23 protein-coding genes and 1 tRNA gene are annotated in these 19,647 nt (G+C 69.1%); 16 read left to right on the forward strand and 8 right to left on the reverse strand.

What is annotated here, in order from left to right; translation table 11 throughout:
• Positions 1 to 8 precede the first annotated feature (8 nt).
• The 3 genes from ACIBKY_RS00745 to ACIBKY_RS00755 form a co-directional block, all read right to left on the reverse strand.
• The gene (locus ACIBKY_RS00745) at positions 9 to 1,286 is read right to left on the reverse strand and encodes an extracellular solute-binding protein (protein ID WP_397093378.1); all 1,278 of its coding nucleotides are present in this window, start codon (positions 1,284 to 1,286) and stop codon (positions 9 to 11) included.
• Positions 1,287 to 1,492: 206 nt separating this feature from the next.
• Positions 1,493 to 3,355, reverse strand: coding sequence for an acyl-CoA dehydrogenase family protein (locus ACIBKY_RS00750; protein WP_397093379.1), 1,863 nt, complete (start codon positions 3,353 to 3,355; stop codon positions 1,493 to 1,495).
• Complete coding sequence (locus ACIBKY_RS00755; protein WP_397093380.1) at positions 3,352 to 3,558, reverse strand: hypothetical protein; 207 nt, start codon at positions 3,556 to 3,558, stop codon at positions 3,352 to 3,354. Before ACIBKY_RS00755 ends, ACIBKY_RS00750 begins: the two co-directional genes overlap by 4 nt.
• A gap of 152 nt (positions 3,559 to 3,710) precedes the next feature.
• Here ACIBKY_RS00755 and ACIBKY_RS00760 point away from each other — a divergent pair, with 152 nt between their 5' ends.
• Positions 3,711 to 4,262, forward strand: a complete 552-nt coding sequence (locus ACIBKY_RS00760; protein ID WP_397093381.1) for a cysteine hydrolase family protein — start codon at positions 3,711 to 3,713, stop codon at positions 4,260 to 4,262.
• Here the strand turns inward: ACIBKY_RS00760 and ACIBKY_RS00765 are convergent, their stop codons facing one another.
• Positions 4,263 to 4,976, reverse strand: a complete 714-nt coding sequence (locus ACIBKY_RS00765) for a class I SAM-dependent methyltransferase (RefSeq protein WP_397093383.1) — start codon at positions 4,974 to 4,976, stop codon at positions 4,263 to 4,265.
• 137 nt (positions 4,977 to 5,113) lie between these two features.
• On the opposite strand from ACIBKY_RS00765, the gene ACIBKY_RS00770 reads away from it, so the two are divergent.
• The gene (locus ACIBKY_RS00770; RefSeq protein WP_397093385.1) at positions 5,114 to 5,653 is read left to right on the forward strand and encodes an RNA polymerase sigma factor; all 540 of its coding nucleotides are present in this window, start codon (positions 5,114 to 5,116) and stop codon (positions 5,651 to 5,653) included.
• Complete coding sequence (locus ACIBKY_RS00775) at positions 5,640 to 6,572, forward strand: hypothetical protein (protein ID WP_397093387.1); 933 nt, start codon at positions 5,640 to 5,642, stop codon at positions 6,570 to 6,572. Before ACIBKY_RS00770 ends, ACIBKY_RS00775 begins: the two co-directional genes overlap by 14 nt.
• On the opposite strand, the gene ACIBKY_RS00780 is transcribed toward ACIBKY_RS00775, so the two are convergent.
• Complete coding sequence (locus ACIBKY_RS00780) at positions 6,561 to 7,586, reverse strand: adenosine deaminase (RefSeq protein ID WP_397093388.1); 1,026 nt, start codon at positions 7,584 to 7,586, stop codon at positions 6,561 to 6,563. The two genes, ACIBKY_RS00775 and ACIBKY_RS00780, sit on opposite strands and share 12 nt — an antisense overlap.
• Positions 7,587 to 7,654: 68 nt before the next feature.
• On the opposite strand from ACIBKY_RS00780, the gene ACIBKY_RS00785 reads away from it, so the two are divergent.
• From ACIBKY_RS00785 to ACIBKY_RS00800, 4 genes are read left to right on the forward strand one after another with little or no spacing between them, the layout of a single operon-like run.
• A complete protein-coding gene (locus ACIBKY_RS00785; protein ID WP_397093390.1) occupies positions 7,655 to 8,149 on the forward strand; it encodes a SigE family RNA polymerase sigma factor in 495 nt (164 codons plus the stop codon).
• Positions 8,146 to 9,042, forward strand: coding sequence for a PASTA domain-containing protein (locus ACIBKY_RS00790; protein ID WP_397093392.1), 897 nt, complete (start codon positions 8,146 to 8,148; stop codon positions 9,040 to 9,042). Before ACIBKY_RS00785 ends, ACIBKY_RS00790 begins: the two co-directional genes overlap by 4 nt.
• A 57-nt stretch (positions 9,043 to 9,099) precedes the next feature.
• Complete coding sequence (locus ACIBKY_RS00795; RefSeq protein ID WP_397093393.1) at positions 9,100 to 9,627, forward strand: hypothetical protein; 528 nt, start codon at positions 9,100 to 9,102, stop codon at positions 9,625 to 9,627.
• Between the two features lie 32 nt (positions 9,628 to 9,659).
• The gene (locus ACIBKY_RS00800; RefSeq protein WP_397093394.1) at positions 9,660 to 10,130 is read left to right on the forward strand and encodes a hypothetical protein; all 471 of its coding nucleotides are present in this window, start codon (positions 9,660 to 9,662) and stop codon (positions 10,128 to 10,130) included.
• A 22-nt stretch (positions 10,131 to 10,152) separates the two neighbouring features.
• On the opposite strand, the gene ACIBKY_RS00805 is transcribed toward ACIBKY_RS00800, so the two are convergent.
• A complete protein-coding gene (locus ACIBKY_RS00805) occupies positions 10,153 to 11,355 on the reverse strand; it encodes a pyridoxal phosphate-dependent aminotransferase (protein WP_397093396.1) in 1,203 nt (400 codons plus the stop codon).
• Between the two features lie 171 nt (positions 11,356 to 11,526).
• On the opposite strand from ACIBKY_RS00805, the gene ACIBKY_RS00810 reads away from it, so the two are divergent.
• From ACIBKY_RS00810 to ACIBKY_RS00835, 6 genes are all read left to right on the forward strand, one after another.
• Positions 11,527 to 11,599: transfer RNA gene (locus tag ACIBKY_RS00810), tRNA-Trp, on the forward strand.
• Positions 11,600 to 11,673: 74 nt separating this feature from the next.
• Positions 11,674 to 11,919, forward strand: a complete 246-nt coding sequence (secE, locus tag ACIBKY_RS00815; protein ID WP_184958106.1) for a preprotein translocase subunit SecE — start codon at positions 11,674 to 11,676, stop codon at positions 11,917 to 11,919.
• A gap of 39 nt (positions 11,920 to 11,958) precedes the next feature.
• Positions 11,959 to 12,810, forward strand: a complete 852-nt coding sequence (nusG, locus tag ACIBKY_RS00820) for a transcription termination/antitermination protein NusG (RefSeq protein ID WP_397093398.1) — start codon at positions 11,959 to 11,961, stop codon at positions 12,808 to 12,810.
• Between the two features lie 109 nt (positions 12,811 to 12,919).
• Positions 12,920 to 13,351 (forward strand): 50S ribosomal protein L11, encoded by a 432-nt coding sequence (gene rplK / locus ACIBKY_RS00825; protein WP_184958104.1) that lies wholly within the window; start codon positions 12,920 to 12,922, stop codon positions 13,349 to 13,351.
• Positions 13,352 to 13,415: 64 nt separating this feature from the next.
• A complete protein-coding gene (gene rplA, locus ACIBKY_RS00830) occupies positions 13,416 to 14,135 on the forward strand; it encodes a 50S ribosomal protein L1 (RefSeq protein WP_184958103.1) in 720 nt (239 codons plus the stop codon).
• A 500-nt stretch (positions 14,136 to 14,635) separates the two neighbouring features.
• A complete protein-coding gene (locus ACIBKY_RS00835; protein WP_397093400.1) occupies positions 14,636 to 15,052 on the forward strand; it encodes a DUF2690 domain-containing protein in 417 nt (138 codons plus the stop codon).
• Here ACIBKY_RS00835 and ACIBKY_RS00840 read toward each other — a convergent pair.
• Together ACIBKY_RS00840 and ACIBKY_RS00845 are read right to left on the reverse strand one after the other, a co-directional pair.
• Positions 15,049 to 16,314, reverse strand: coding sequence for an ATP-binding protein (locus ACIBKY_RS00840; protein ID WP_397093401.1), 1,266 nt, complete (start codon positions 16,312 to 16,314; stop codon positions 15,049 to 15,051). The genes ACIBKY_RS00835 and ACIBKY_RS00840 overlap by 4 nt on opposite strands.
• 66 nt (positions 16,315 to 16,380) lie before the next feature.
• Positions 16,381 to 16,710 (reverse strand): cupin domain-containing protein, encoded by a 330-nt coding sequence (locus ACIBKY_RS00845; protein WP_397093402.1) that lies wholly within the window; start codon positions 16,708 to 16,710, stop codon positions 16,381 to 16,383.
• 71 nt (positions 16,711 to 16,781) lie between these two features.
• Here ACIBKY_RS00845 and ACIBKY_RS00850 point away from each other — a divergent pair, with 71 nt between their 5' ends.
• The 3 genes from ACIBKY_RS00850 (at position 16,782) to ACIBKY_RS00860 (ending at position 19,485) form a co-directional block, all read left to right on the forward strand.
• A complete protein-coding gene (locus tag ACIBKY_RS00850) occupies positions 16,782 to 17,717 on the forward strand; it encodes a helix-turn-helix domain-containing protein (RefSeq protein ID WP_397093403.1) in 936 nt (311 codons plus the stop codon).
• A 37-nt stretch (positions 17,718 to 17,754) separates the two neighbouring features.
• Positions 17,755 to 18,528, forward strand: a complete 774-nt coding sequence (locus tag ACIBKY_RS00855; RefSeq protein ID WP_397093405.1) for a maleylpyruvate isomerase family mycothiol-dependent enzyme — start codon at positions 17,755 to 17,757, stop codon at positions 18,526 to 18,528.
• Positions 18,529 to 18,639: 111 nt separating this feature from the next.
• Complete coding sequence (locus tag ACIBKY_RS00860) at positions 18,640 to 19,485, forward strand: DUF1396 domain-containing protein (RefSeq protein WP_397093406.1); 846 nt, start codon at positions 18,640 to 18,642, stop codon at positions 19,483 to 19,485.
• Positions 19,486 to 19,647 lie beyond the last annotated feature (162 nt).

The raw sequence follows: 19,647 nt of genomic DNA on the forward strand, positions 1-19,647 counted from the left end.
TCGGCCGATCAGCCGGTCTCGGCGACCTTCTGGAGCTCGCCGAGCGTCTTGGCCGGGTCCTTCACGGCGCCGCCCATGGTCTGCTTGATCTCGGTGTTCAGGTCAGACCACTTGGGGTCCTGGAACGGGTAGAAGCTGGCGTTGGGCAGGCCGTCGAGGAACGGCTTGAGCTTCTCGTCGCCCGAGAGCTTCTGGATGCCGCCGTTGGTGACCGGCAGCAGCTTGTAGAGGTCAACGATCTTCTCGGCGGCGGGGCCGGTGTAGAAGAAGTCGAAGAACTTCTTGATCTCGTCGGGGTGCTTGTTCTGGTTGAACGCCATGATCCAGTCCATGACGCCCAGGGTCGTGTCGAGCGGGCCGGTCTTGCCGGGGATCGCCACGACGCCGTACTTGTCCTTCACGGCGCCCTTGTCGAAGATCGGGATGGACATGGGGCCGCCGTTGGCCATGCCGACCTTGCCGGCGGCGAAGTCCTCCCAGACCGTCTTGCGGTCCTTGGTGCCGGGGTTCGGGCTGGTCAGACCGGCGTCGACGAGGCCCTTGACGTAGGTGAAGGTCTCGACGTTCGCGGGGGAGTTGATCGCCCACTTGCCGGCGGCGTCCTTGTAGCCGCCGCCGTTGCCCAGCATCCACAGGTACGCCTCGGCCTGCGCCTCCTCCTGGCCCAGGGGCAGGCCGAAGGGCTGGCTGACGCCGGACTTCTTCAGCTTCTCGGCCGCGGCCTTGAGCTCGTCCCAGGTCTTCGGCGGCTCGGCGATGCCGGCCTTCTCGAACAGTTCCTTGTTGTAGAACAGGGCGCGGGCGGAGGAGACGAACGGCAGGCCGTACGCGGCGCCGTCGACCTTGCCGAACTCGGCGAACTTGGCCAGCAGGTCCTGCTGGACGTTCGGGGAGACGATCTCCTCGACCTTGTGCAGCAGGCCGTCCCTGACGAAGCCGGAGTAGTCGCCGGTCTGCAGGATGTCGGGCGCCTGGCCGTTCTGGACCATGGTCGCGACCTGCTTGTCGATGTCATTCCAGTTGATGACGGTGACCTGGACCTTGATGTTCGGGTTGGCCTTCTCGAACTCGCCGACGACCTCCTTCCAGAAGTTGTCGCCGGAGTTCGCCGCGCCGGGGCCGTCGCCGTAGTCGGCCGCGACCATCTTCAGCGTGACCGCGCCGCCGGCGGAGGCCGTGTTGCCACCCTCGGCCGGCGTGCCCGAGCCGCCGCCACCGCCACAGCTGGACAGGACCAGCATGGTGGCCAGGCCGAGAGCGGCGCCGCCCACAAGCTTGATGTTCACCGTAGATACCGCCTTCTCGTCGGACGGGTCACGCTGGTCCGTACCAGCCCCGGACCCAGCCCACAGGGTTTTGGGGGTGCGTGAGCCACAGCTCACCGCGTTTGCGTCAGAGTAAGCCTCTGTTCAGCAGCCGGTCTATACCGGTGGGTATCGGTTTGAAAACATCCAAACGCACAAACCTGCATAACCGGTCTAGACCGGGTGTGTCAGGGGATCTTTCTCCGCACGTTCTCCCCGCCCTCGGGCGCGCCAATCCACGGGCCCTCGACCGAGGGGTCGAGGATGCCCTCTTCGAGGAAGGTGTAGCGGCCTTCCAGGACGTAGCGCGCCAGCCGTACCTCCTGGGCGTCGTTGTTGTCCCAGAGTGTGGAGAAGAGCGTCTGGATGCGGCGGCTGGCCTGCAGGCAGAACGTGTCGGCCAGTTCCTGCGGGCGCCGGCCCAGGTCGGCGGCGTCCTCCCGGGCCTTGACGCAGGCGGCCGTCATCGCGAACAGCTCGGCGCCGATGTCCACGATCCGGCCGAGGAAGGCCTGCTTGTGCTCCAGCCGTCCCTGCCAGCGCGACATGCCGTAGAAGAGCGAGCGCGCCAGCTTCCTGCTGGTCCGCTCCACGTAGCGCAGGTGGCGGGCGAGCGGGCCGAAGTCGGGGTACGACGCGGGCAGCGAGCCGGAGCCCGCGACCAGCGTGGGCAGCCACTTGGCGTAGAAGGCGGTCGCCCGCCGGAGCGCCTGGGCCCGCTCGTGGCGGGAGGCGTCCGGATTGATCAGCTCACCGGCGGCGCTCAGATGGGCGTCGACCGCCTCACGGGTGATCAGCAGCTTCATGATCTCCGAGGAGCCCTCGAAGATCCGGTTGATCCGGGAGTCGCGCAGCATCTGCTCGGCGGGTACGCCCCGCTCGCCCCTGGCCACCAGCGACTCGGCGGTCTCGTAGCCGCGTCCGCCCCTGATCTGGACCAGTTCGTCGAGGGCGGTGTAGGACAGTTCGGTGGCGTACAGCTTGGCCAGCGCCGCCTCGATGCGGATGTCGGTGGCGGCCGAGTCGGCCATGCGCGCGGTCAGGTCGCAGACGGCCTCCAGCGCGTAGGCGGTGGCCGCGATGAACGCGATCTTCGTCGCCACGGCCTCGTGCTCGCCCACGCTGCGCCCCCACTGCACGCGCGCCGAGCTCCACTCGCGGGCGATCTTCACCGCCCACTTGGCGTTGCCCGCGCAGGTGGCGGGCAGGGAGAGCCGCCCGGTGTTGAGCGTGGTCAGCGCGATCTTCAGTCCTTCGCCCTCGCGCCCGATCAGGTTGGCCGCCGGCACCCGCACGCCGGCGAACGTCGTGACCCCGTTCTCGATCCCGCGCAACCCCATGAAGGTGTTGCGCCGCTGCACCGTGATCCCCGGCGAGTCGCCCTCGACCACGAACGCGCTGATCTTCTTTCCGGTACGCGCCATCACGACGAGCAGGTCGGCGACCACCCCGTTCGTGGTCCAGAGCTTCGTTCCGTCGAGGACGTAGTCGTCCCCGTCCTTGACGGCGGTGGTGGCCAGCCGCGCGGGGTCCGACCCCACATCCGGCTCAGTCAGCAGAAACGCCGATATTTCACCCTTCGCGCAGCGTGGGAGGAATTTCCGCTTCTGCTCCTCGGTGCCGAACAACTTCAGCGGCTGCGGCACCCCGATCGACTGATGCGCCGACAGCAGCGTCGCCAGCGCCGGGCAGTACGACCCGACCAGCATGAGCGCCCGGCAGTAGTAGAGGTACGGCAGGCCCAGCCCGCCATACTCCTCGGCGATCGTGATCCCGAACGCCCCGAGCTCCCTGAACCCGTTGACCACCTCGTCGGGAACGACCCCCGTCCGCTCGATGACCGCCGGATCGACCCGCGTATCCAGGAATCGCCGGACGGCCCTGACGAAGTCCTCCCCCCGCTTGGCCGCGTCGTCGGGGACCGCCTGAACCGGATAGACCAGATCCAGCCGGAAATCCCCGAGGAACAGCTGCTTCGCGAAGCTCGGCCGGTTCCATTCCGTCTCACGGGCCTGCTCGCCGAGCTCTCGTGCCTTGGCATAGTCGCTCATCTGCGCCCTCCCGCCGACGTTACGCCCCTGTCGCGGATGTCGGAAGGCGCCGCCCAGTACGTGGAGACCTCTATGGGCTTGCCGTCCGGGTCGCGGAAGTAGACCGACGTCATCTCGCCCAGGGCGCCCGTACGCGGCGCCGGCCCCACCTCGATGGCGACCCCCGAGGCGTCCAGATGCGCGATGACCTCCCCGATCGGCACCGCGCTCACCAGGCACAGGTCCGCCGACCCGGCTGTGGGCCCGGCGGCCTTGGGATCGATCTCGTGCCCGGCGGCGTGCAGGTTGATCTTGTGCGGGATTTGTCGGGAGCACCGGCTACTGTGTGGGCGTCACCACGGACCTAGGGGGCTCCATGACCACTCTCGCCGACCGGCCCAACACCGCGCTGCTGGTCATCGACGTGCAGAACGGCGTCGTCGCCGGCGCCCACGAGCGCGACACGGTCGTCGCCAACATCGGCGACCTCGTGGACAGGGCCAGGCGCGAGCAGGTGCCCGTCGTGTGGGTGCAGCACTCCGACGAGGAGCTGGCCCTGCGCAGCGACGGCTGGCAGATCGTGCCCGAGCTGGTGCCCGACGCGGCCGAGCCGCTCGTGCACAAGCTCTACGGCGACTCCTTCGAGGACACCGACCTGGAGACCATCCTGTCGGGCCTCGGCGTCGGCCACCTCGTGGTCGTGGGCGCGCAGACCGACGTCTGCGTGCGCTCCACGCTCCACGGCGCCATCGTCCGCGGCTACGACGCGACGCTGGTCAGCGACGCGCACACCACGGAGGACCAGTCCGCCTGGGGCGCGCCCGCGCCGGAGCAGGTCATCGCCCACACCAACCTCTACTGGCGCTTCCAGACCGCGCCGGGGCGCAAGGGCGGCACCGTGGAGACCAAGGACGTGGCCTTCGGCTGATCAGGACTGGGGAACCCGGGCCACGCAGAAGACCGTCTGGCCGAACGGGGGCCGGATGAACCGCTCGATGAAGCGGGTCGTCGGCACCACCGTGCGGTCGTAGATCTTGACCAGCCGGGGATCCGGGTAACCCACGCCGCCCCGGCGGACCGCGGCCCACCAGGCGATGCCGCCCAGGAAGTTGATCGGCTTGCACACGTCGATGTCCAGCCCGGCGCGCATGACCGTCTGGGTCAGCGTCTTGGGCGTGTAGCGCTGGACGTGGCCGACCTTGCGGTCGAAGTCTCCGTAGAGCTGCATGTAGCCGGGCACCCAGATGATGATCCGGCCGCCGGGCGCCGTGACCTTGGCCAGCGAGCGCAGGGCCTCGGAGTCCTCCTCGATGTGCTCCAGGACGTTCATGAGGACGACCGTGTCGACCTGGCCCTCCATCGGGACCGGGTCGGGAAGCGCGAAGTGCAGGACCTCGATGTCGGAGTTGTCGGCGAAGCGCTTGTTGAGCTGGTCGCAGCAGTAGGGGTCGAAGTCGCTGACCACCAGCCGGTCAAGGCGCGGCAGGAACTGCTCGGCGAAGTGCCCCAGCCCGGAGCCGATCTCCAGCATCGAGCGGCCGACATGAGGTGCGACCATGTCGAACTCGTACTGCCGGTAGTTCTTGGCCTCGTCGCCACCTAGGTGGTTCTCCAGGGCCTCGTCACCGGCCGCCGGTTGCACTACACGGTCATACCCAGAAGACATGAGTCCTTGTTTCCTTCAAGGGGCTACGGATCTGCCAGAGTCTAGTGCCCGCTTAACGTTGAGGCTCACCTCTTCCGCTGCGGGGCCGCCATGCGGTGGAATCTGTCTCGTCCATGGACGACGACGAGGCGATCACCCGCGCGCTGTCCGGCGACCTGTCCGCCTACGAGGCGCTGGTCGCCCGTTACAGCGCGCTCGCGCACCGCACCGCGGCCATGCTGGGCGCCGGTGACGAGGCCGAGGACGTCGTGCAGGAGGCGTTCGTCAAGGCCTACCGCCACCTGGTCTCCTTCCGCCGCGACGCGCCGTTCCGCCCGTGGCTGCTGCGGATCGTCGCCAACGAGACGCACAACCTCACCCGCTCGCGCGGCCGCCGCACCGAGCTGACGTTGCGGGCGAGCATGAGCGCCGACGCGGCCGCTCCCGACGACCCAGAGGGTACGGCTGTCGCCGCCGACCGCAGGGCCCGGCTCCTGGAAGCGGTACGGCGGCTGCCTGATCGGGAACGTCAGGCCGTGGTCTGCCGGTACTTCTTACAGCTGTCGGAAGCGGAGACCGCCCAGGTGCTCGACTGGCCGCTGGGCACCGTCAAGTCCAGTACGCACCGCGGGCTGGCCAGGCTGAGGGAGGAGGTGGGCCGTGACCTCGCATGAGCCGTTCGACGATCTGGAAGCCGAACTTCTCGCGCTCGGCGACGCCGTCGACGTGCCCGCGCCGCCTCCCTCCGACGTGGCGGCGGCCGTACGCGCCCGGTTGGAGGCCGACGGCGCGAACCTCGCGGACGGCGCGGACACCACCGCGCCCGAGCGGGCAGCGCCCGAGCAGGCAGCGCCCGAGCAGGCAGCGCCCGAGCAGGCAGCGCCGGGCGACGGGGTCATCGCGCCCGAGAGTGGCGCCGGGACGGCTTCACCCGCGCCGGGCGAGCACGGTGCCCGGCGGCCCGGTGGTCTCTTCCGGCGGCCGCGTGGCCGGGAGGACGTGTCGCGGCCGCCCGCCAGGCGGCGGCGGTGGGTGATCACGGCGGTCGTGGTCGCGGTCGTGGTGGCGATCACGGCGGGTACACCGCAGGGCAGGGCGGCGGTCGCGCACATCCTGCGGCTGGCCGGCATCGAGCTGCGCATCAGCGACACCCCGCCGGTGGCGGTGACGCCGACCCCGCTGCCGGGCGAGCGCACGGTCACCCCGGACCAGCTCTCCGGTCTGGTGAAGTTTCCGGTCAACCGCCCCGGCGTCCTGGGCGAGCCGGACGAGGTCAGGATCAGCGACAAGGGCCGCGTGGTGTCGATGTTCTGGGACGGCATCAGGCTGGACCAGTTCGACGGTGGCTTCAGCCCGGTCTTCCTCAAGGAGATGGGCGAGCCCTGGCCCGACAACGTCCCGCTCCGCTACGGCGAGGCGTGGTGGATCACCGGCACCCACCGGCTCAGCTACCTCAGGCGCGGCGACAACACCCCGCTCCCGCTGCGGCTGGCCGAGGAGACCCTGCTGTGGGAGCGCGGCGGCGTCGGCTTCCGCCTCGAAGGCGTCAAGGACAAGGACCGGGCAGCGGAGATCGCGAACTCACTCCGCTGACGGCGCCGCCAGCCAGTCGTCCACGCCCTTGAGCATCTCCTTGCCCACCGACTCGGGGGCGGCCGACGACCTGATCGACTGCCTGGCCACCTCGGCGATCTCGGCGTCGCGGAAGCCGTACACCTCGCGAAGAAGCTCGTACTGGCGCAGCAGGCGCGCGCCGAACAGCAGCGGGTCGTCGGCGCCCAGCGCGATCGGCACCCCCGCCTCGAACAACCGCCGCACCGGCACGTCGGCCGCCCGCTCGGCCACCCCGAGGCCGACGTTGGAGGTCGGGCAGACCTCACAGCAGATCTGGCGGTCGGCCAGGCGCTCCATGAGCCGCTCCGACTCCGCCGCGCGCACGCCGTGGCCGACACGGTCGGCGTGGAGGTCGTTGACGCACTGCTCGATGCTGCGGGGGCCGAGCAGTTCGCCGCCGTGGGGCAGTGACAGCAGGCCCGCGCGCTTGGCGATGCGGAAGGCGCGCTCGAACTCCCTGGCCTCGCCGCGCCGTTCGTCGTTGGACAGGCCGAAGCCGACCACCCCGCGGCCGGTGTACTGCACGGCGAGCCTGGCCAGCGTGTTCGCGTCGAGCGGGTGGCGGGTCCTGTTGGCCGCGACGATCACCGCGACACCGATCCCGGCATGCGCGGCGGCACGCGCGGCCGCGTCGAGCATCAGCTCCAGCGTCGCGGTCAGCCCGCCGAAGCGCTGCTGGAAGCCCGACGGGTCGACCTGGATCTCCAGCCAGCGCGAACCCTCCGCGGCCTCGTCCTCGGCCGCCTCGCGCAGCAGCCGGTAGACGTGCTCGGGCGTGGACAGCACGGATCTGGCGATGTCGTAGAGCCGCTGGAAGCGGAACCAGCCCCGCTCGTCGGTCGCGCGCAGCCGCGGCGGCCAGTCCTCCTCCAGCGCGTCCGGCAGGTGCAGGCCCTGCGACCTGGCCAGCTCGATCAGTGTCGAGTGGCGCATCGAGCCGGTGAAGTGCAGATGCAGGTGGGCCTTGGGAAGCGTGTGGAGCGGGCGGTGCATCTCCTTATTCTTCCACTCAACTTCCCGGCGGGTTCGCGTGTTGTGGAAGGCGAAAGGGGACCCCGCTGATGACGGATGAAGACGAGGCGGCCTTCGACGAGTTCGTCGCCGCCAGAAGCACCTCGCTGCTGCGGACCGCGGTCCTGGTCTGCGGCGCGTCGGCGCACGACGCCGAAGACCTGGTCCAGGGCGCACTGGAGAAGGTCTACCGGCACTGGCCGAGGATCCGCCGCGACAACCCCGAGGCGTACGCGCGCAAGGTCGTCGTGAACGCGGCCATCAACAAGGCCAGGCGCCGCCGGGTACTGCAGGAGATCACCTTCGCCCGGCCGCCCGAGACCGTGGCCGGCTCGCCCGACGTGGACCTGCGCGACAGCCTCATCGGGGAGCTGCGCAGGCTGCCGCCCAGGATGCGGGCCGTCCTGGTCCTGCGCTACTGGGAGGACCAGTCCGAGAGCGCCACCGCGGCGCTGCTGGGCTGCTCGCTCGGCACCGTGAAGAGCCAGGCGGCCAGAGGACTGGCCAAGATGCGCGAGAGCGTCAAGGAAGGAGTGTTTCGATGAACGTCGAGGAAGAGCTCAAGGAGGCGATGGCCAGGCACGTCGCCGACGTGCACGCGCCGCCGACGCTGGGGCGCTCCGTGCGCCGCGCCAGCCGCCGCCACACCATCAGATTTCGTACGGCGGGAGCCGCCCTGGTCACCGCGGCGGTGGCGGTGACGGTTCCCGCGGTCCTCACCTCCGGCGAACCCCAGCCGGTGAGGGGCAACGAGACCGCCTCGGCCGTGGTCAAGACCAAGGTCACCGTGCCCGACGTGAACGGTCTCAAGCTGGATCAGGCGGTGAAGACGCTGAGAGCCGCCGGGCTACAGGTCGACGACATCGGCGAGATCCCCCAGTTCGTCACCGAGCAGAAGCCCGCCGCGGGCGAGGAGGTCGAGCCGGGCACGAAGGTGACGCTCCTCTCCGCCCTCCAGGACCTCGGCGACCTGGGCGACGGACGGGAGTTCGGCGGGATCCGGGTGGGATACGTCCCCGAGGGCCTGTCCTGGGGCAACTGGTCGGGCAAGGACGGGTTCGGGAAGACCTCCTACACCACCTCTTTCGACGAGCCCAACAAGGACGGCGCCTACTCCATCCAGATCGTCGTCTACGAGGGTGACGCGGCGTCGTTCGTCGGGAAGCGGCTGGCGGAGTTCCCCGGCGAGGGCGCGGAAACGGTCGAGGTCAAGGGGAAGAAGGGCTACCTGGTGGCGCTGGCGGAAGACATCCGGGTGGTCAAGAAGGAAGACGAGGCCGATCCGAACATGGTCACCCATACCATCGGCTGGAAGCTCCGTGACGGCCTGGCCGTCGAGGTCATGATGAGCCCGTTCCGCGCCATGAAGCTCGACCGGGACCAGATCAAGGACGAGCTGGTCAAGATCGCGGAAGGAATTCATCCGATCTCCGAGTAAGGTACGCCCGAAACTGGGGATCTACCGGGTATGCGTTCGGGGCAGTGGTGGCGTGCCGTGTTCTCGGTCCTGGCCCTGGTGTCGTCGGTGGTGGCGCTCTCCCTGGTGTTCTCCACGGATTTCGGACAACAACCGCGACCCGCGCCGCTGCCTCCCGCCCCCACCTCCGCTCCCGCTCCCGCGATGATCAAGCCCACCACGATCGCCGTCGTCTCCGACAACTTCTGGCTCACCTACCTTCCTGCGGGCCTGGAACGGACCGGCGGCGGGGTGATCGCCCGGGAAAAGGGCGCCGACGGCGGCTGGGCCCGCTTCGGAACCGGCGAACACACGGTCGAGGCGCAGGTCGAACACGGTACTGTCGCTGCTGACTGGGAGACCTACCGCAAGCGGGCCGACCTTGAGCGTGCCCGCGAGACCACCGTGCGTGGCAAGCCCGCCGTGGTCGGCGCCCATCCGGAAGGCGGCAAGATGATCGTCTGGCTGGAACGCGTCGGCACCGGCGCGTGGATCCGCGTCAGCGAGCCGCTGGCCTGGGAACTGCTCGCCATCGCGGCCTCGGTGAAGGCTCCGCTGGGAGACTAGGGATCTTTTCCGGAAGGCGGACGATGCGGCGGTTGGCAGCGTTGGCGCTCGTGTTCGCTCTGGGCGGGTGCGGCACCGCCGTACCGGAGAGCCGGGTCGTCCCCAGCCCCAGCCCGGAGCCCGTGCGGGCGACGGTGCTCGGGTGCGGCGAGCAGCGGATCGCCTACACCGTGCCCGCCGGGCTCAAGCGCGGCGACACGGCCACCCGCATCCCCGGGCTGTCCAGCCGGTACGAGGCGCAGAGCGTCGCCTTCGGCAGCGGGGACGACACCCTGTGGATCGGGGTGGTGTGCGGCGTGCACTCGGCCCAGCGGTTCGTCACGCTGATCGGCGACTCGCGGCTGAGCACGCACGAAGGGCGGCCGGCGTTGCGCTGGAACACCCGGGGCAGCGTCCGGCACTTCATGTGGCTCGACCGGCCGGGCCTCGCCGTGTACATCGCGGCGACGCCCGACCTGGCCGACCAGATCGCCAAGGTCGCGTCCACGATCGGCGCCGGGTAGCTGGTACGGACCGCCCCGGCGGCTAGCGGGCCTCCGACAGCAGCTTGGCGATGCGGCCCACGCCCTCGGCGAGGTCCTGGTCGCCCAGCGCGTAGGACAGGCGGAAGTAGCCGGGGGTGCCGAAGGCCTCGCCCGGGACCACCGCGACCTCGGCCTCCTCCAGGATCAGCTCCGCCAGCTCCGCCGAGGTCTGGGGGCGGCGGCCGCGGATCTCCTTGCCGAGCACCTCCTTGACCGACGGGTAGGCGTAGAAGGCGCCCTTCGGCTCCGGGCAGAACACGCCCGGGATGTCGTTGAGCATGCGCACCATCGTCTGGCGGCGGCGGTCGAACGCCTCGCGCATCTCGGACACGGCCGACAGATCGCCCTTGACCGCGGCCAGCGCGGCGACCTGGGCCACGTTGGAGACGTTCGAGGTGGCGTGCGACTGGAGGTTGGTGGCGGCCTTGACGACGTCCTTCGGGCCGATCATCCAGCCGACCCGCCAGCCGGTCATCGCGTAGGTCTTGGCCACGCCGTTGAGGATGACGATGTGGTCGGCAGGGACGTAGTGGGCGATGCTGGTGAACTCGGCGCCGCCGTACACCAGGTGCTCGTAGATCTCGTCGGTGACGACCCACAGGCCGTGCTCGCTCGCCCAGCGGCCGATGGCCTCGACCTCCGCGCGGCTGTAGACCGCGCCGGTCGGGTTGGACGGCGAGACGAACAACAGCACCTTCGTACGCTCGGTGCGCGCGGCCTCCAGCTGCTCCACCGAGGCCAGGTAGCCGGTGGACTCGTCGGTGACCACGTCGACCTGGACGCCCCCGGCCAGCTTGATCGCCTCGGGGTAGGTGGTCCAGTAGGGGGCGACGACCAGGACCTCGTCACCCGGGTCCAGCAGGGTCGCGAACGCCTCGTAGACGGCCTGCTTGCCGCCGTTGGTGACCAGGACCTGGGCGGCCTCGACCTGGAAGCCCGAGTCGCGCGCCGTCTTGTCGGCGATGGCCTGCTTCAGCTCGGGCAGGCCGCCGGCCGGGGTGTACTTGTGGTTCTTGGGGTCGCGCGCGGCCTCGACGGCCGCCTCGACGATGTAGCCGGGCGTGGAGAAATCCGGCTCGCCGGCGCCGAAGCCGATGACCGGGCGGCCCGCGGCCTTCATCGCCTTGGCCTTGGCGTCGACGGCGAGGGTGGCGGACTCGGAGATCGCGGAGATTCGTGTGGAGATGCGGGGTCGGGTGGACATGGCTCCATGCTCCCACGATGCTGTTTCTTGGGTGCTGTGACCTGGGCGATCGGATTCGGTTCGACGTAGCGGGGTATTCACCCGTAGACTCTCGCCTGGTCCTGCCGCCGCATGTCGAGCCGCGGTTCGGTCCGGGCAGTGAGCCGGCCGGGGTAGTCTGGTTGGCGACATAGGGCACTAGCGCAATTGGTAGCGCACCGGTCTCCAAAACCGGCGGTTGGGGGTTCGAGTCCCTCGTGCCCTGCGAGTGCGGTCCGCGCAGCTTGGCGTGAAAGCGCGCCGCAATCTGCGTTGGACACGACGGATCAGGTGAGGACTGTGGCGATCGACACGCGCGGCGAGACCGCAGGCAAGCCTAGTGGCGAGAAGAAGACCCGCACATCTCCTGCCCTTTTCTACCGGCAGGTGGTCAACGAGCTGCGTAAGGTCATCTGGCCGACACGCAAGGATCTCATCACCTACACCACGGTCGTTCTGATATTCGTTCTGATCATGGTTGGGATCGTTTACGGCCTCGACGCCGCCCTGGGCTGGGGTGTCATCCGCGTCTTCGGCGGGGAATAACCCTTCGCCACGCGATTCGACGAAAGAGGAAATGTCACCGTGTCCGAGTCTTCATTCCCGGCCGACGAGCCCCGCGAAGAGCGGGACGCCGAGCCGGTAGAGGCCGCTGACGAGGCTGCCGAGCCCGCCGACGACGACGTCGTCGCCGAGGCTCCTGCCGCCGATGAGGTCGATGAGGCCGAGGACGACGACGCTGAGGTTCCCGCCGCCGTCGATGAGGTCGAGCTCGATGACGCGGAGTCCGGCGACGACGAGGACGACGAGGCCGGGGAAGACGCCGAGGACGAGGATCTCCCGGAGGTCGACCCGGTCGAGGAGTTCAAGCAGTCGCTGCGTGGCCAGCTCGGCGAGTGGTATGTCATCCACTCCTACGCCGGCTACGAGAACCGGGTGAAGTCCAACATCGAGAGCCGCAACGTGTCGCTCAACATGGAGGACTACATCTTCCAGGTCGAGGTGCCCACGCACACCGTCCAGGAGTTCAAGAGCGGCAAGAAGGTCCCGGTCAAGGAGCGCGTGCTGCCCGGCTATGTCCTGGTGCGCATGGAGCTGACCGACGAGTCCTGGGCCGCCGTGCGTAACACGCCCGGTGTGACCGGCTTCGTCGGCCTGTCCAACAAGCCCTCCCCGCTCAGCCTCGACGAGGTCGCCAAGCTGCTGGCCCCGGAGCCGAGCGAAGAGGCCAAGCAGACCAAGACCAAGGCGGCCGCCGGCCCCACGGTCGAGTTCGAGATCGGCGAGTCGGTCACCGTCATGGACGGTCCGTTCGCCACTCTGCCCGCCTCGGTGAGCGAGATCAGCCCCGAGTCGCAGAAGCTCAAGGTGCTGGTCTCCATCTTCGGCCGCGAGACCCCGGTCGAGCTGTCGTTTAACCAGGTCTCCAAGATCTGACATACACTGAGTCGTTCGGCTGGCCGTCTCTCGCGAAGGGCGGCCTTCCGACATGTTCGGCCAGGTACCCGGCCGAACACATCACCTATCAGGACCCGGAGTAGGAAAAATGCCTCCGAAGAAGAAGATCGCGGCCTTGGTCAAGGTCCAGCTCCCCGCTGGTCAGGCCACCCCGGCCCCGCCCGTCGGTACCGCCCTCGGTCCCCACGGCGTCAACATCATGGACTTCGTCAAGCAGTACAACGCTGCGACGGAGGCTCAGCGGGGCAACATCATCCCCGTTGAGATCACCATCTTCGAAGACCGTAGCTTCACCTTCATCACGAAGACGCCCCCGGCGCCTGAGCTGATCAAGAAGGCCCTGGGCCTCGACAAGGGCAGCGCGGTCCCGCACAAGGAGAAGGTCGGCAAGCTCAGCCGCGAGCAGCTCCGCAGCATCGCCGAGACCAAGATGCCGGACCTCAACGCCAACGACGTCGAAGCAGCGGAGAAGATCATCGCCGGCACCGCCCGGTCGATGGGCATCACCGTCGCCGACTAACCTTCCGACCACCGTGGAAGGGCCGCGCTGGCCCGCACCACAGACTCCACCACAGGAGATTGCCATGCAGCGCAGCAAGGCGCACAAGGACGCGGCGGCCAAGGTCGACCGCGACAAGCTCTACTCTCCGGCCGAAGCCGCCAAGCTGGCCAAGGAGACCACCACCACCAAGTTCGACGCGACCGTCGAGGTCGCGCTCCGACTGGGCGTCGACCCTCGCAAGGCCGACCAGATCGTGCGCGGCACGGTCAACCTCCCGCACGGCACCGGTAAGACCGCCCGGGTCCTGGTCTTCGCGACCGGTGACCGTGCCGAGGCAGCCCGCGAGGCCGGAGCCGACATCGTCGGCGCCGACGAGCTCATCGACGAGATCTCCAAGGGCAACCGCCTCAACGAGTTCGACGCCGTCGTGGCCACCCCCGACCTGATGGGCAAGGTCGGCCGCCTGGGCCGCGTGCTTGGTCCCCGTGGCCTCATGCCCAACCCGAAGACCGGCACCGTGACGCCCGACGTCGCCAAGGCCGTGACGGAGATCAAGGGCGGCAAGATCGAGTTCCGCACCGACCGGCAGGCGAACCTGCACTTCATCATCGGCAAGACGTCGTTCCCCGAGCGCCAGCTCATCGAGAACTACGCCGCCGCGCTGGACGAGGTGCTCCGTCTCAAGCCGTCGGCCGCCAAGGGCCGTTACGTGAAGAAGGTCACCTTCTCCACCACCATGGGCCCCGGCGTCCCGGTCGACCCCAACGCCACCCGCGGGCTCACCGCGGAGCTGGACGGCTAGCCGTACTGGCTGCATCCGCTCAAGGCCCTGCCGTTTGTACGGCGGGGCCTTCTGCTTTACCGGCTCGGGCCTGACAGGCTCGGGCCTTCGCCTTTCGTGCAGCCGCTTCGCGCAGGGGCGACTCCGGGCAGCGTCCGACCGGGGGGCAGAGCCCCCCGCGCCCCCACCCAAGGCACGGTCCTCGCTTCGCTCGAGCAGCCCTTCTTCGGGGGCAAGCCCAGGTGTGGCAGGCTCCCGCAGTCGCCTGGCGGTGGCCGCTTGCACGGCCGAGGAGTCGTAGACCGGCGTTCGGAGGGCAAGTGCCTTGCGGCTCGCCGGCCCCGGATGAACGCGCGCGGGCACGGTGATGGACGATCACCGCGGGTGTCTTGAGGGTCTTCGCAGCGGACTCGCCCCGGCCGCGGGGCAGGTGTCACGGCCGGAGTTCTTCGGGCAAGATCACTGTTGCTCTATGCTCCTGAACGGCAACACTGAGTGATCATCTCGTGTCTGGGGGAGTCATGCGCGTCAGGAACATCGCTACCGGTCTCGTCGTCGCGGCCCTGCTGTCCGGGCCGCACCCGGCGATGGCGGCCGCCGCCGCGGCGCCCGCGTGCACAGGGGCAGGATGCTTCAACAAGGACCCGCTCACCACCGGGTGCGACAAGGACGCCAGGCCCATCGCGGAGGTGTGGTTCCGCGACCGCCTGCTGCAGGGGTACTACAGCCCTTCCTGCAAGGCGAAGTGGGCCACCGTGATCGGCGCGCCGCTGGACCGCAGGATCTACGTCAGGAACAACAACGGCTCTCCGCTGTTCGAGAACATGGTCCACCATGTCGCGTGGACGAAGATGGTCGACGGCACGCGTCCGGCGGAGGCCTGCTTCGAGAACACCTCCGTCTGCGCGAGGCCGACGGTGGGCCAGGCTCTCTTCTAGGAGTCGGCCCGCGTCTGCCACAGTGCGCTGACAGGTACGGCAAGCATCCGATCTCCGAAGGAGAAGGTGTCGGCGCCGGTGTGCAGGACCAGGCCGGCGACGAAGCCGGGGCCGACGCGCTCGGAGAGGTGACGGAGTCCCCTGAAGTCCTCCGGTCGTACCGTGGACGCGGCCTTGACCTCGATGCCCACCACCCGGCCCTGGCGAGTCTCAAGGATGGCGTCCACCTCCACCTTGTCCTTGGTTCGGTAGTGATAGAGCTCGGCCAGGGTGTCCGACCAGGTTGTCTGCCTGGCCAGTTCCATGAGGACGAAACCCTCCAGCAGCGGGCCGAACGCGGAACCCGGCCGCAGCAGGCCGCGGGCGTCGGCGCCGAGGAGGTTCGCGGCCACCCCCGAGTCCACAAAGGCGATCTTGGGGGTGTGGATGGCCCGGTTGCTGATGTTGCCCGACCAGGCGGGCACCCGCTTCACTAGGAAGACCTCTTCGAGGAGCGCGAGGAACCGTGCGGTCGTGCTGCCGGGCAGGCCGAGATCGCGGCTCAGGCTCTGGGTGACGAGCAGTTGGCCGGACCTCGTCGCCAGCAACCTGATCAACGAACGCAGTTCCGCGGTGCGCTCGATCTCCGACAGTTGCATCACGTCGCGGTTGATCAGGTCACCGATGTAGGAGTCGAAGAAGCGTTGCCGGCGACGGGGGTTGGTCCGGGTGACCGCCTCGGGGTAGCCGCCGCGTATCAGGCGTTCGGCGTAGTCCGCTCGGGTGATCTGGGAGGTGTGCCTCAGCGCGGGACCATGGGTGAAGATCGCATCGATGAAGCCGTCGGGCTGTCCGTCGATCTCACCCTGGGCGAACGGCCAGAGCTCGATCGTCTCCATGCGGCCGGGCAAAGTGTCCGGTAGTCCGCGTAGTGCGAGGAGGCGCGACGAGCCGGTGAGCCGATACCTGCCGGGCCGCGGGTCTGCGTCCACCTGGGACTTGATGGCCAGCAGCAGTTCGGGGGCCCGCTGGATCTCGTCGATGACCATGGGCCCCGGAAAGTCGACGAACCCGCCGGGGTCGCTCATTGCGGCCTGCCGGGTCAAGGCGTCGTCCAGGTCACGCCACTCGGTGCCGCCTGACTTCGCCAGCTGCCGGACCAGTGTGCTCTTGCCCGACTGCCGGGCGCCGTTGACCAGGACAACGCGGGTGTCGGCCAGTGCGTCCGTGACCGCTTGCTCGGCGTGGCGCCGTACCAGCTGCCCGTGAGGTGTCGTGACCATGGGTTCACGATGGCATCTGTGGGGAGATGGTCGCTGGGTTGGTGGGGAGATGGTCGCTGGCGTCGGTCAGTCTGTGGGGGTGGGGTGGGGGAGGCTGAAGACGAGGATGCGGGTGCCGGTTCGGGTGCCGGGCTGGTGGACGGAGCCTGGGTGGTAGTGGAGGAAGGATCCGGCGGGGAAGGTGTGGCCGTTGTCGAGGAGTTCGCCCTCGGCCACGTAGATGAGTTCGTCGGTGGCGTGGTGGTCGGGTTCCGGCCAGGTGGTGCCGGGGGCGAAGTCGAAGGCGCGGGCGGCCAGGGCGCCGCCCGGCAGGCCGCGGCGCACGATGCCCGGGGCGATGTCGCTGGTCTCCACGGTGTCGATGGCCACGTGGGTGAGCTTCGGGATTTCTGGCATGGGGCTCATCGTGGCGGGCGGCGTACCGGGTGGAAAGTGGCTGGAATGTCATCGCTGGGTATATTGCTGCCATGATCCGAGTGGTCGCGCTGGTACACCCTCCGCAGGCGCCGTTCGAGCTGGCGTGTGTCACGGAGGTGTTCGGGCTGCGGCGGCCGGGGATGGCCGCCCGCTACGACTTCGGCATCTGTGCCCTCGAACCCGGGCAGGTGCCCACGCTCGGCGGCTACACGATCGGGGTGGGCGACGGGCTGGCGGCGCTGGAGAGCGCGGACACCGTGGTGATCCCGGGCTGGCAGGCGGACGAGGTTCCCGGGGAGATCATCGACGCGGTACGGCGGGCGCATCGCCGGGGGGCGCGGATCGTGTCCATTTGCTCGGCGGCGTTCCTGGTGGCCGAGGCCGGGCTGCTGAAGGGACGGCGGGCCACCACGCATTGGCGGCGGACGGAGGAGTTGGCGCTGCGGTATCCGGACGTGACGGTGGATCCTGACGTCCTCTATGTCGATCACGGCGATGTGGCGACGTCGGCGGGGACCGCCGCCGGGCTTGATCTTTGCCTGCACATCGTCAGGAACGACCATGGCGCCGCCTACGCCACGGAGATCGCCCAGCACATGGTGATGCCGCCACGCAGGGAGGGCGGGCAGGCGCAGTTCGTGCGGCCGGCGCCGGCGCGCGAACGTGACGGGTCGCTGGGCGCGGTGCTCGACTGGGCGGCGGGGCGGCTCGACCAGCCGCTCACGGTCGGGGATCTGGCGCGGCGGGCCCGCCTGTCGCCGCGTACGTTCGCACGTCGTTTCGCCGCCGATCTGGGTGTCAGTCCTGGTCAGTGGCTGCTCGCCCAGCGGGTGGACGCCGCCCGTGAGCTGTTGGAGCGGACCCCGTTGCCCGTCGAGACGATCGCCGCCCGGGTCGGGCTGTCGTCGGCGGTTAACCTGCGGCGCCACTTCCACGCCCGCCTCGGCACCACCCCGGCCGCGTACCGGCGGACTTTCGGCGGGTAGCGGGTCACCAGGGGACCCGCGTGCGAGAGTGGAAGGCGTGGACTACGTCGCTCACTTTCATCGCGAGGTCCAGGCGTTCGAGGCCGCGTGCCGGCGGGTGGCGGGGCGGGAGGCGCCGCCTGTTCCGTCCTGCGCGGGGTGGACGATGTCCGACCTGGTGATGCACCTGTCGGGCGTGCACCGGGTGGTGACGGCGGTCATCGGGGAACGGCTCGCGCAGCCGCCGGACCCCAGCGGGCTGGCGCACCTGCTGCCCGCCGACACCGGGGGGTGGCCGCTGTCGGGGCGGACCCCGAGCCTCGGGGTGTTGCCGGTCGGCCTGGTCGACTGGTTCGCGGAGGGCGCCGCCGTACTGGAGGACGTGTTCGCCAGGACCGGCCCGGACGAGCGGGTGTGGACGTGGTCGGCGGAGCAGACGGCCGGGTTCTGGTCGCGGATGCAGACGATCGAGGCGGCCATCCATCGGTGGGACGCCGAGAACGCCCTCGGCGAGCCGGGGGACATGGACGCCGAGATGGCCGCGGACGCCGTGGCGCAGACGTTCGAGGTCATGGTCCCGGCCCGGCGGGTGTTGAAGAACGCGCCGCCGGGGGCGGGGGAGACCTTCCGGTTCGTGTGCGGCGAAGGGGCGTGGACGGTGCGGTTCGAGGGGGATGAGCTGTTTGATGGCGGTTCCCCAGACCTGGAGGTCGCGGGTACGGCTTCGCAGCTGATGTTGTTCCTGTGGCAGCGGATCCCCGCCGGACGGCTGGCCGTCTCCGGAGATCCCAAGCTGCTTGATCGCTACTTCGAGCTGGCGCCGCCCGTCTGACCGCGGGCAGATGTGGAGGTGCTGTGCAGATCTAGGGGATTCCCCCGAGGTTTCCCTGGGTTTGTGCGGGGAAGCCGCCAGATCGGTGATTAGCCACATAGGGTCGGAGGCATGGTGAAGCGTAGGTTTTCTCTCGCTGCCGCCGCGGCTGCTGCCGCACTGGTGGTAGCCGGGGTAGCAGGTTGTGGATCGACGGCGCAGCCCATCCAGGTCAACCTGGCCGCCTCGGAGGTGCTCACGCAGGCTGCGCAGAAGACCGAGCAGGTATCCAGCTACACCGTTGACGCGGTGGTCAACGCGACGGACCCCAACGGGCAGAGCGGAAAGCTCCAGGGCCGGATGCTCTACCAGGGCAAGCCGACGCTGGCGATCGATCTCACCGTTGACACGGCGGGATTCGGCGACCGCGAGCTGCCGGGCGGGGCCAGGGCGGTCCTGCAAGGGGACGTCGTCTACGTCAAGGTCGACGCCCTCAACAAGCTCGTCGGAGCGACCAAGCCGTGGATCAAGGTTTCGCTCAGCGAGGCCGACAGCCGCGGTGAGGTGCAGCAGTATCTGGCGCAGGTCCAGCAGTTCGACCTGGCGGCGGTCACGAAGATGGTCACCGCCTCGAAGGACGTCAAGCAGGTCGGCACCGAGAGTGTGAACGGCGTCGACACGACCCACTTCAGCGGCACGTTCCCGGTCGAGGCGGCGGTGCAGCTGCTGCCGGCCGACGAGCAGCAGCGGGCCAAGGAGAACATGGCCGAGCTGAAGGACGTCAAGTTCGACATCTGGGTCGACGGCCAGGGCCTTCCGGCGAAGCTCCAGCTCAACGGTGAGAAGCAGGGCGGCAAGCTCGACGCCACCCTGTTCTTCAAGGGCTTCAACGAGCCCGTCAACATCCAGGCTCCGCCCGCGGACCAGGTCGGCGAAATGCCGTCGAACGTCCCGCAGCCGAGCCCGTCGAACTCGTAGCGACAACCCACAAGAGAACATCGATTTGGAAACTCGGCGACCAGCCCGTAGTCTGGTCGTTGCCGAAGACCGCCGGTTGTCACCTTGGCCAGTCCTGGTGACCGAAGGATCCGCTTCTTGCGGACGGCCCGCGCAGGTGTGATACGAGTTTCCCCACACGAT

This window comes from Nonomuraea sp. NPDC050394, from assembly GCF_044459065.1.
In the GTDB taxonomy this organism is placed as follows: domain Bacteria; phylum Actinomycetota; class Actinomycetes; order Streptosporangiales; family Streptosporangiaceae; genus Nonomuraea.

Coding starts and splice junctions, on each gene's coding strand:
- ACIBKY_RS00750 (WP_397093379.1), bottom strand. CDS start 3,355: ATGAGCGACTATGCCAAGGCACGAGAGCTCGGCGAGCAGGCCCGTGAG.
- ACIBKY_RS00760 (WP_397093381.1), top strand. CDS start 3,711: ATGACCACTCTCGCCGACCGGCCCAACACCGCGCTGCTGGTCATCGAC.
- ACIBKY_RS00770 (WP_397093385.1), top strand. CDS start 5,114: ATGGACGACGACGAGGCGATCACCCGCGCGCTGTCCGGCGACCTGTCC.
- ACIBKY_RS00780 (WP_397093388.1), bottom strand. CDS start 7,586: ATGCACCGCCCGCTCCACACGCTTCCCAAGGCCCACCTGCATCTGCAC.
- ACIBKY_RS00785 (WP_397093390.1), top strand. CDS start 7,655: ATGACGGATGAAGACGAGGCGGCCTTCGACGAGTTCGTCGCCGCCAGA.
- ACIBKY_RS00790 (WP_397093392.1), top strand. CDS start 8,146: ATGAACGTCGAGGAAGAGCTCAAGGAGGCGATGGCCAGGCACGTCGCC.
- ACIBKY_RS00805 (WP_397093396.1), bottom strand. CDS start 11,355: ATGTCCACCCGACCCCGCATCTCCACACGAATCTCCGCGATCTCCGAG.
- rplK (WP_184958104.1), top strand. CDS start 12,920: ATGCCTCCGAAGAAGAAGATCGCGGCCTTGGTCAAGGTCCAGCTCCCC.
- rplA (WP_184958103.1), top strand. CDS start 13,416: ATGCAGCGCAGCAAGGCGCACAAGGACGCGGCGGCCAAGGTCGACCGC.
- ACIBKY_RS00835 (WP_397093400.1), top strand. CDS start 14,636: ATGCGCGTCAGGAACATCGCTACCGGTCTCGTCGTCGCGGCCCTGCTG.
- ACIBKY_RS00840 (WP_397093401.1), bottom strand. CDS start 16,314: ATGGTCACGACACCTCACGGGCAGCTGGTACGGCGCCACGCCGAGCAA.
- ACIBKY_RS00845 (WP_397093402.1), bottom strand. CDS start 16,710: ATGCCAGAAATCCCGAAGCTCACCCACGTGGCCATCGACACCGTGGAG.
- ACIBKY_RS00850 (WP_397093403.1), top strand. CDS start 16,782: ATGATCCGAGTGGTCGCGCTGGTACACCCTCCGCAGGCGCCGTTCGAG.
- ACIBKY_RS00860 (WP_397093406.1), top strand. CDS start 18,640: ATGGTGAAGCGTAGGTTTTCTCTCGCTGCCGCCGCGGCTGCTGCCGCA.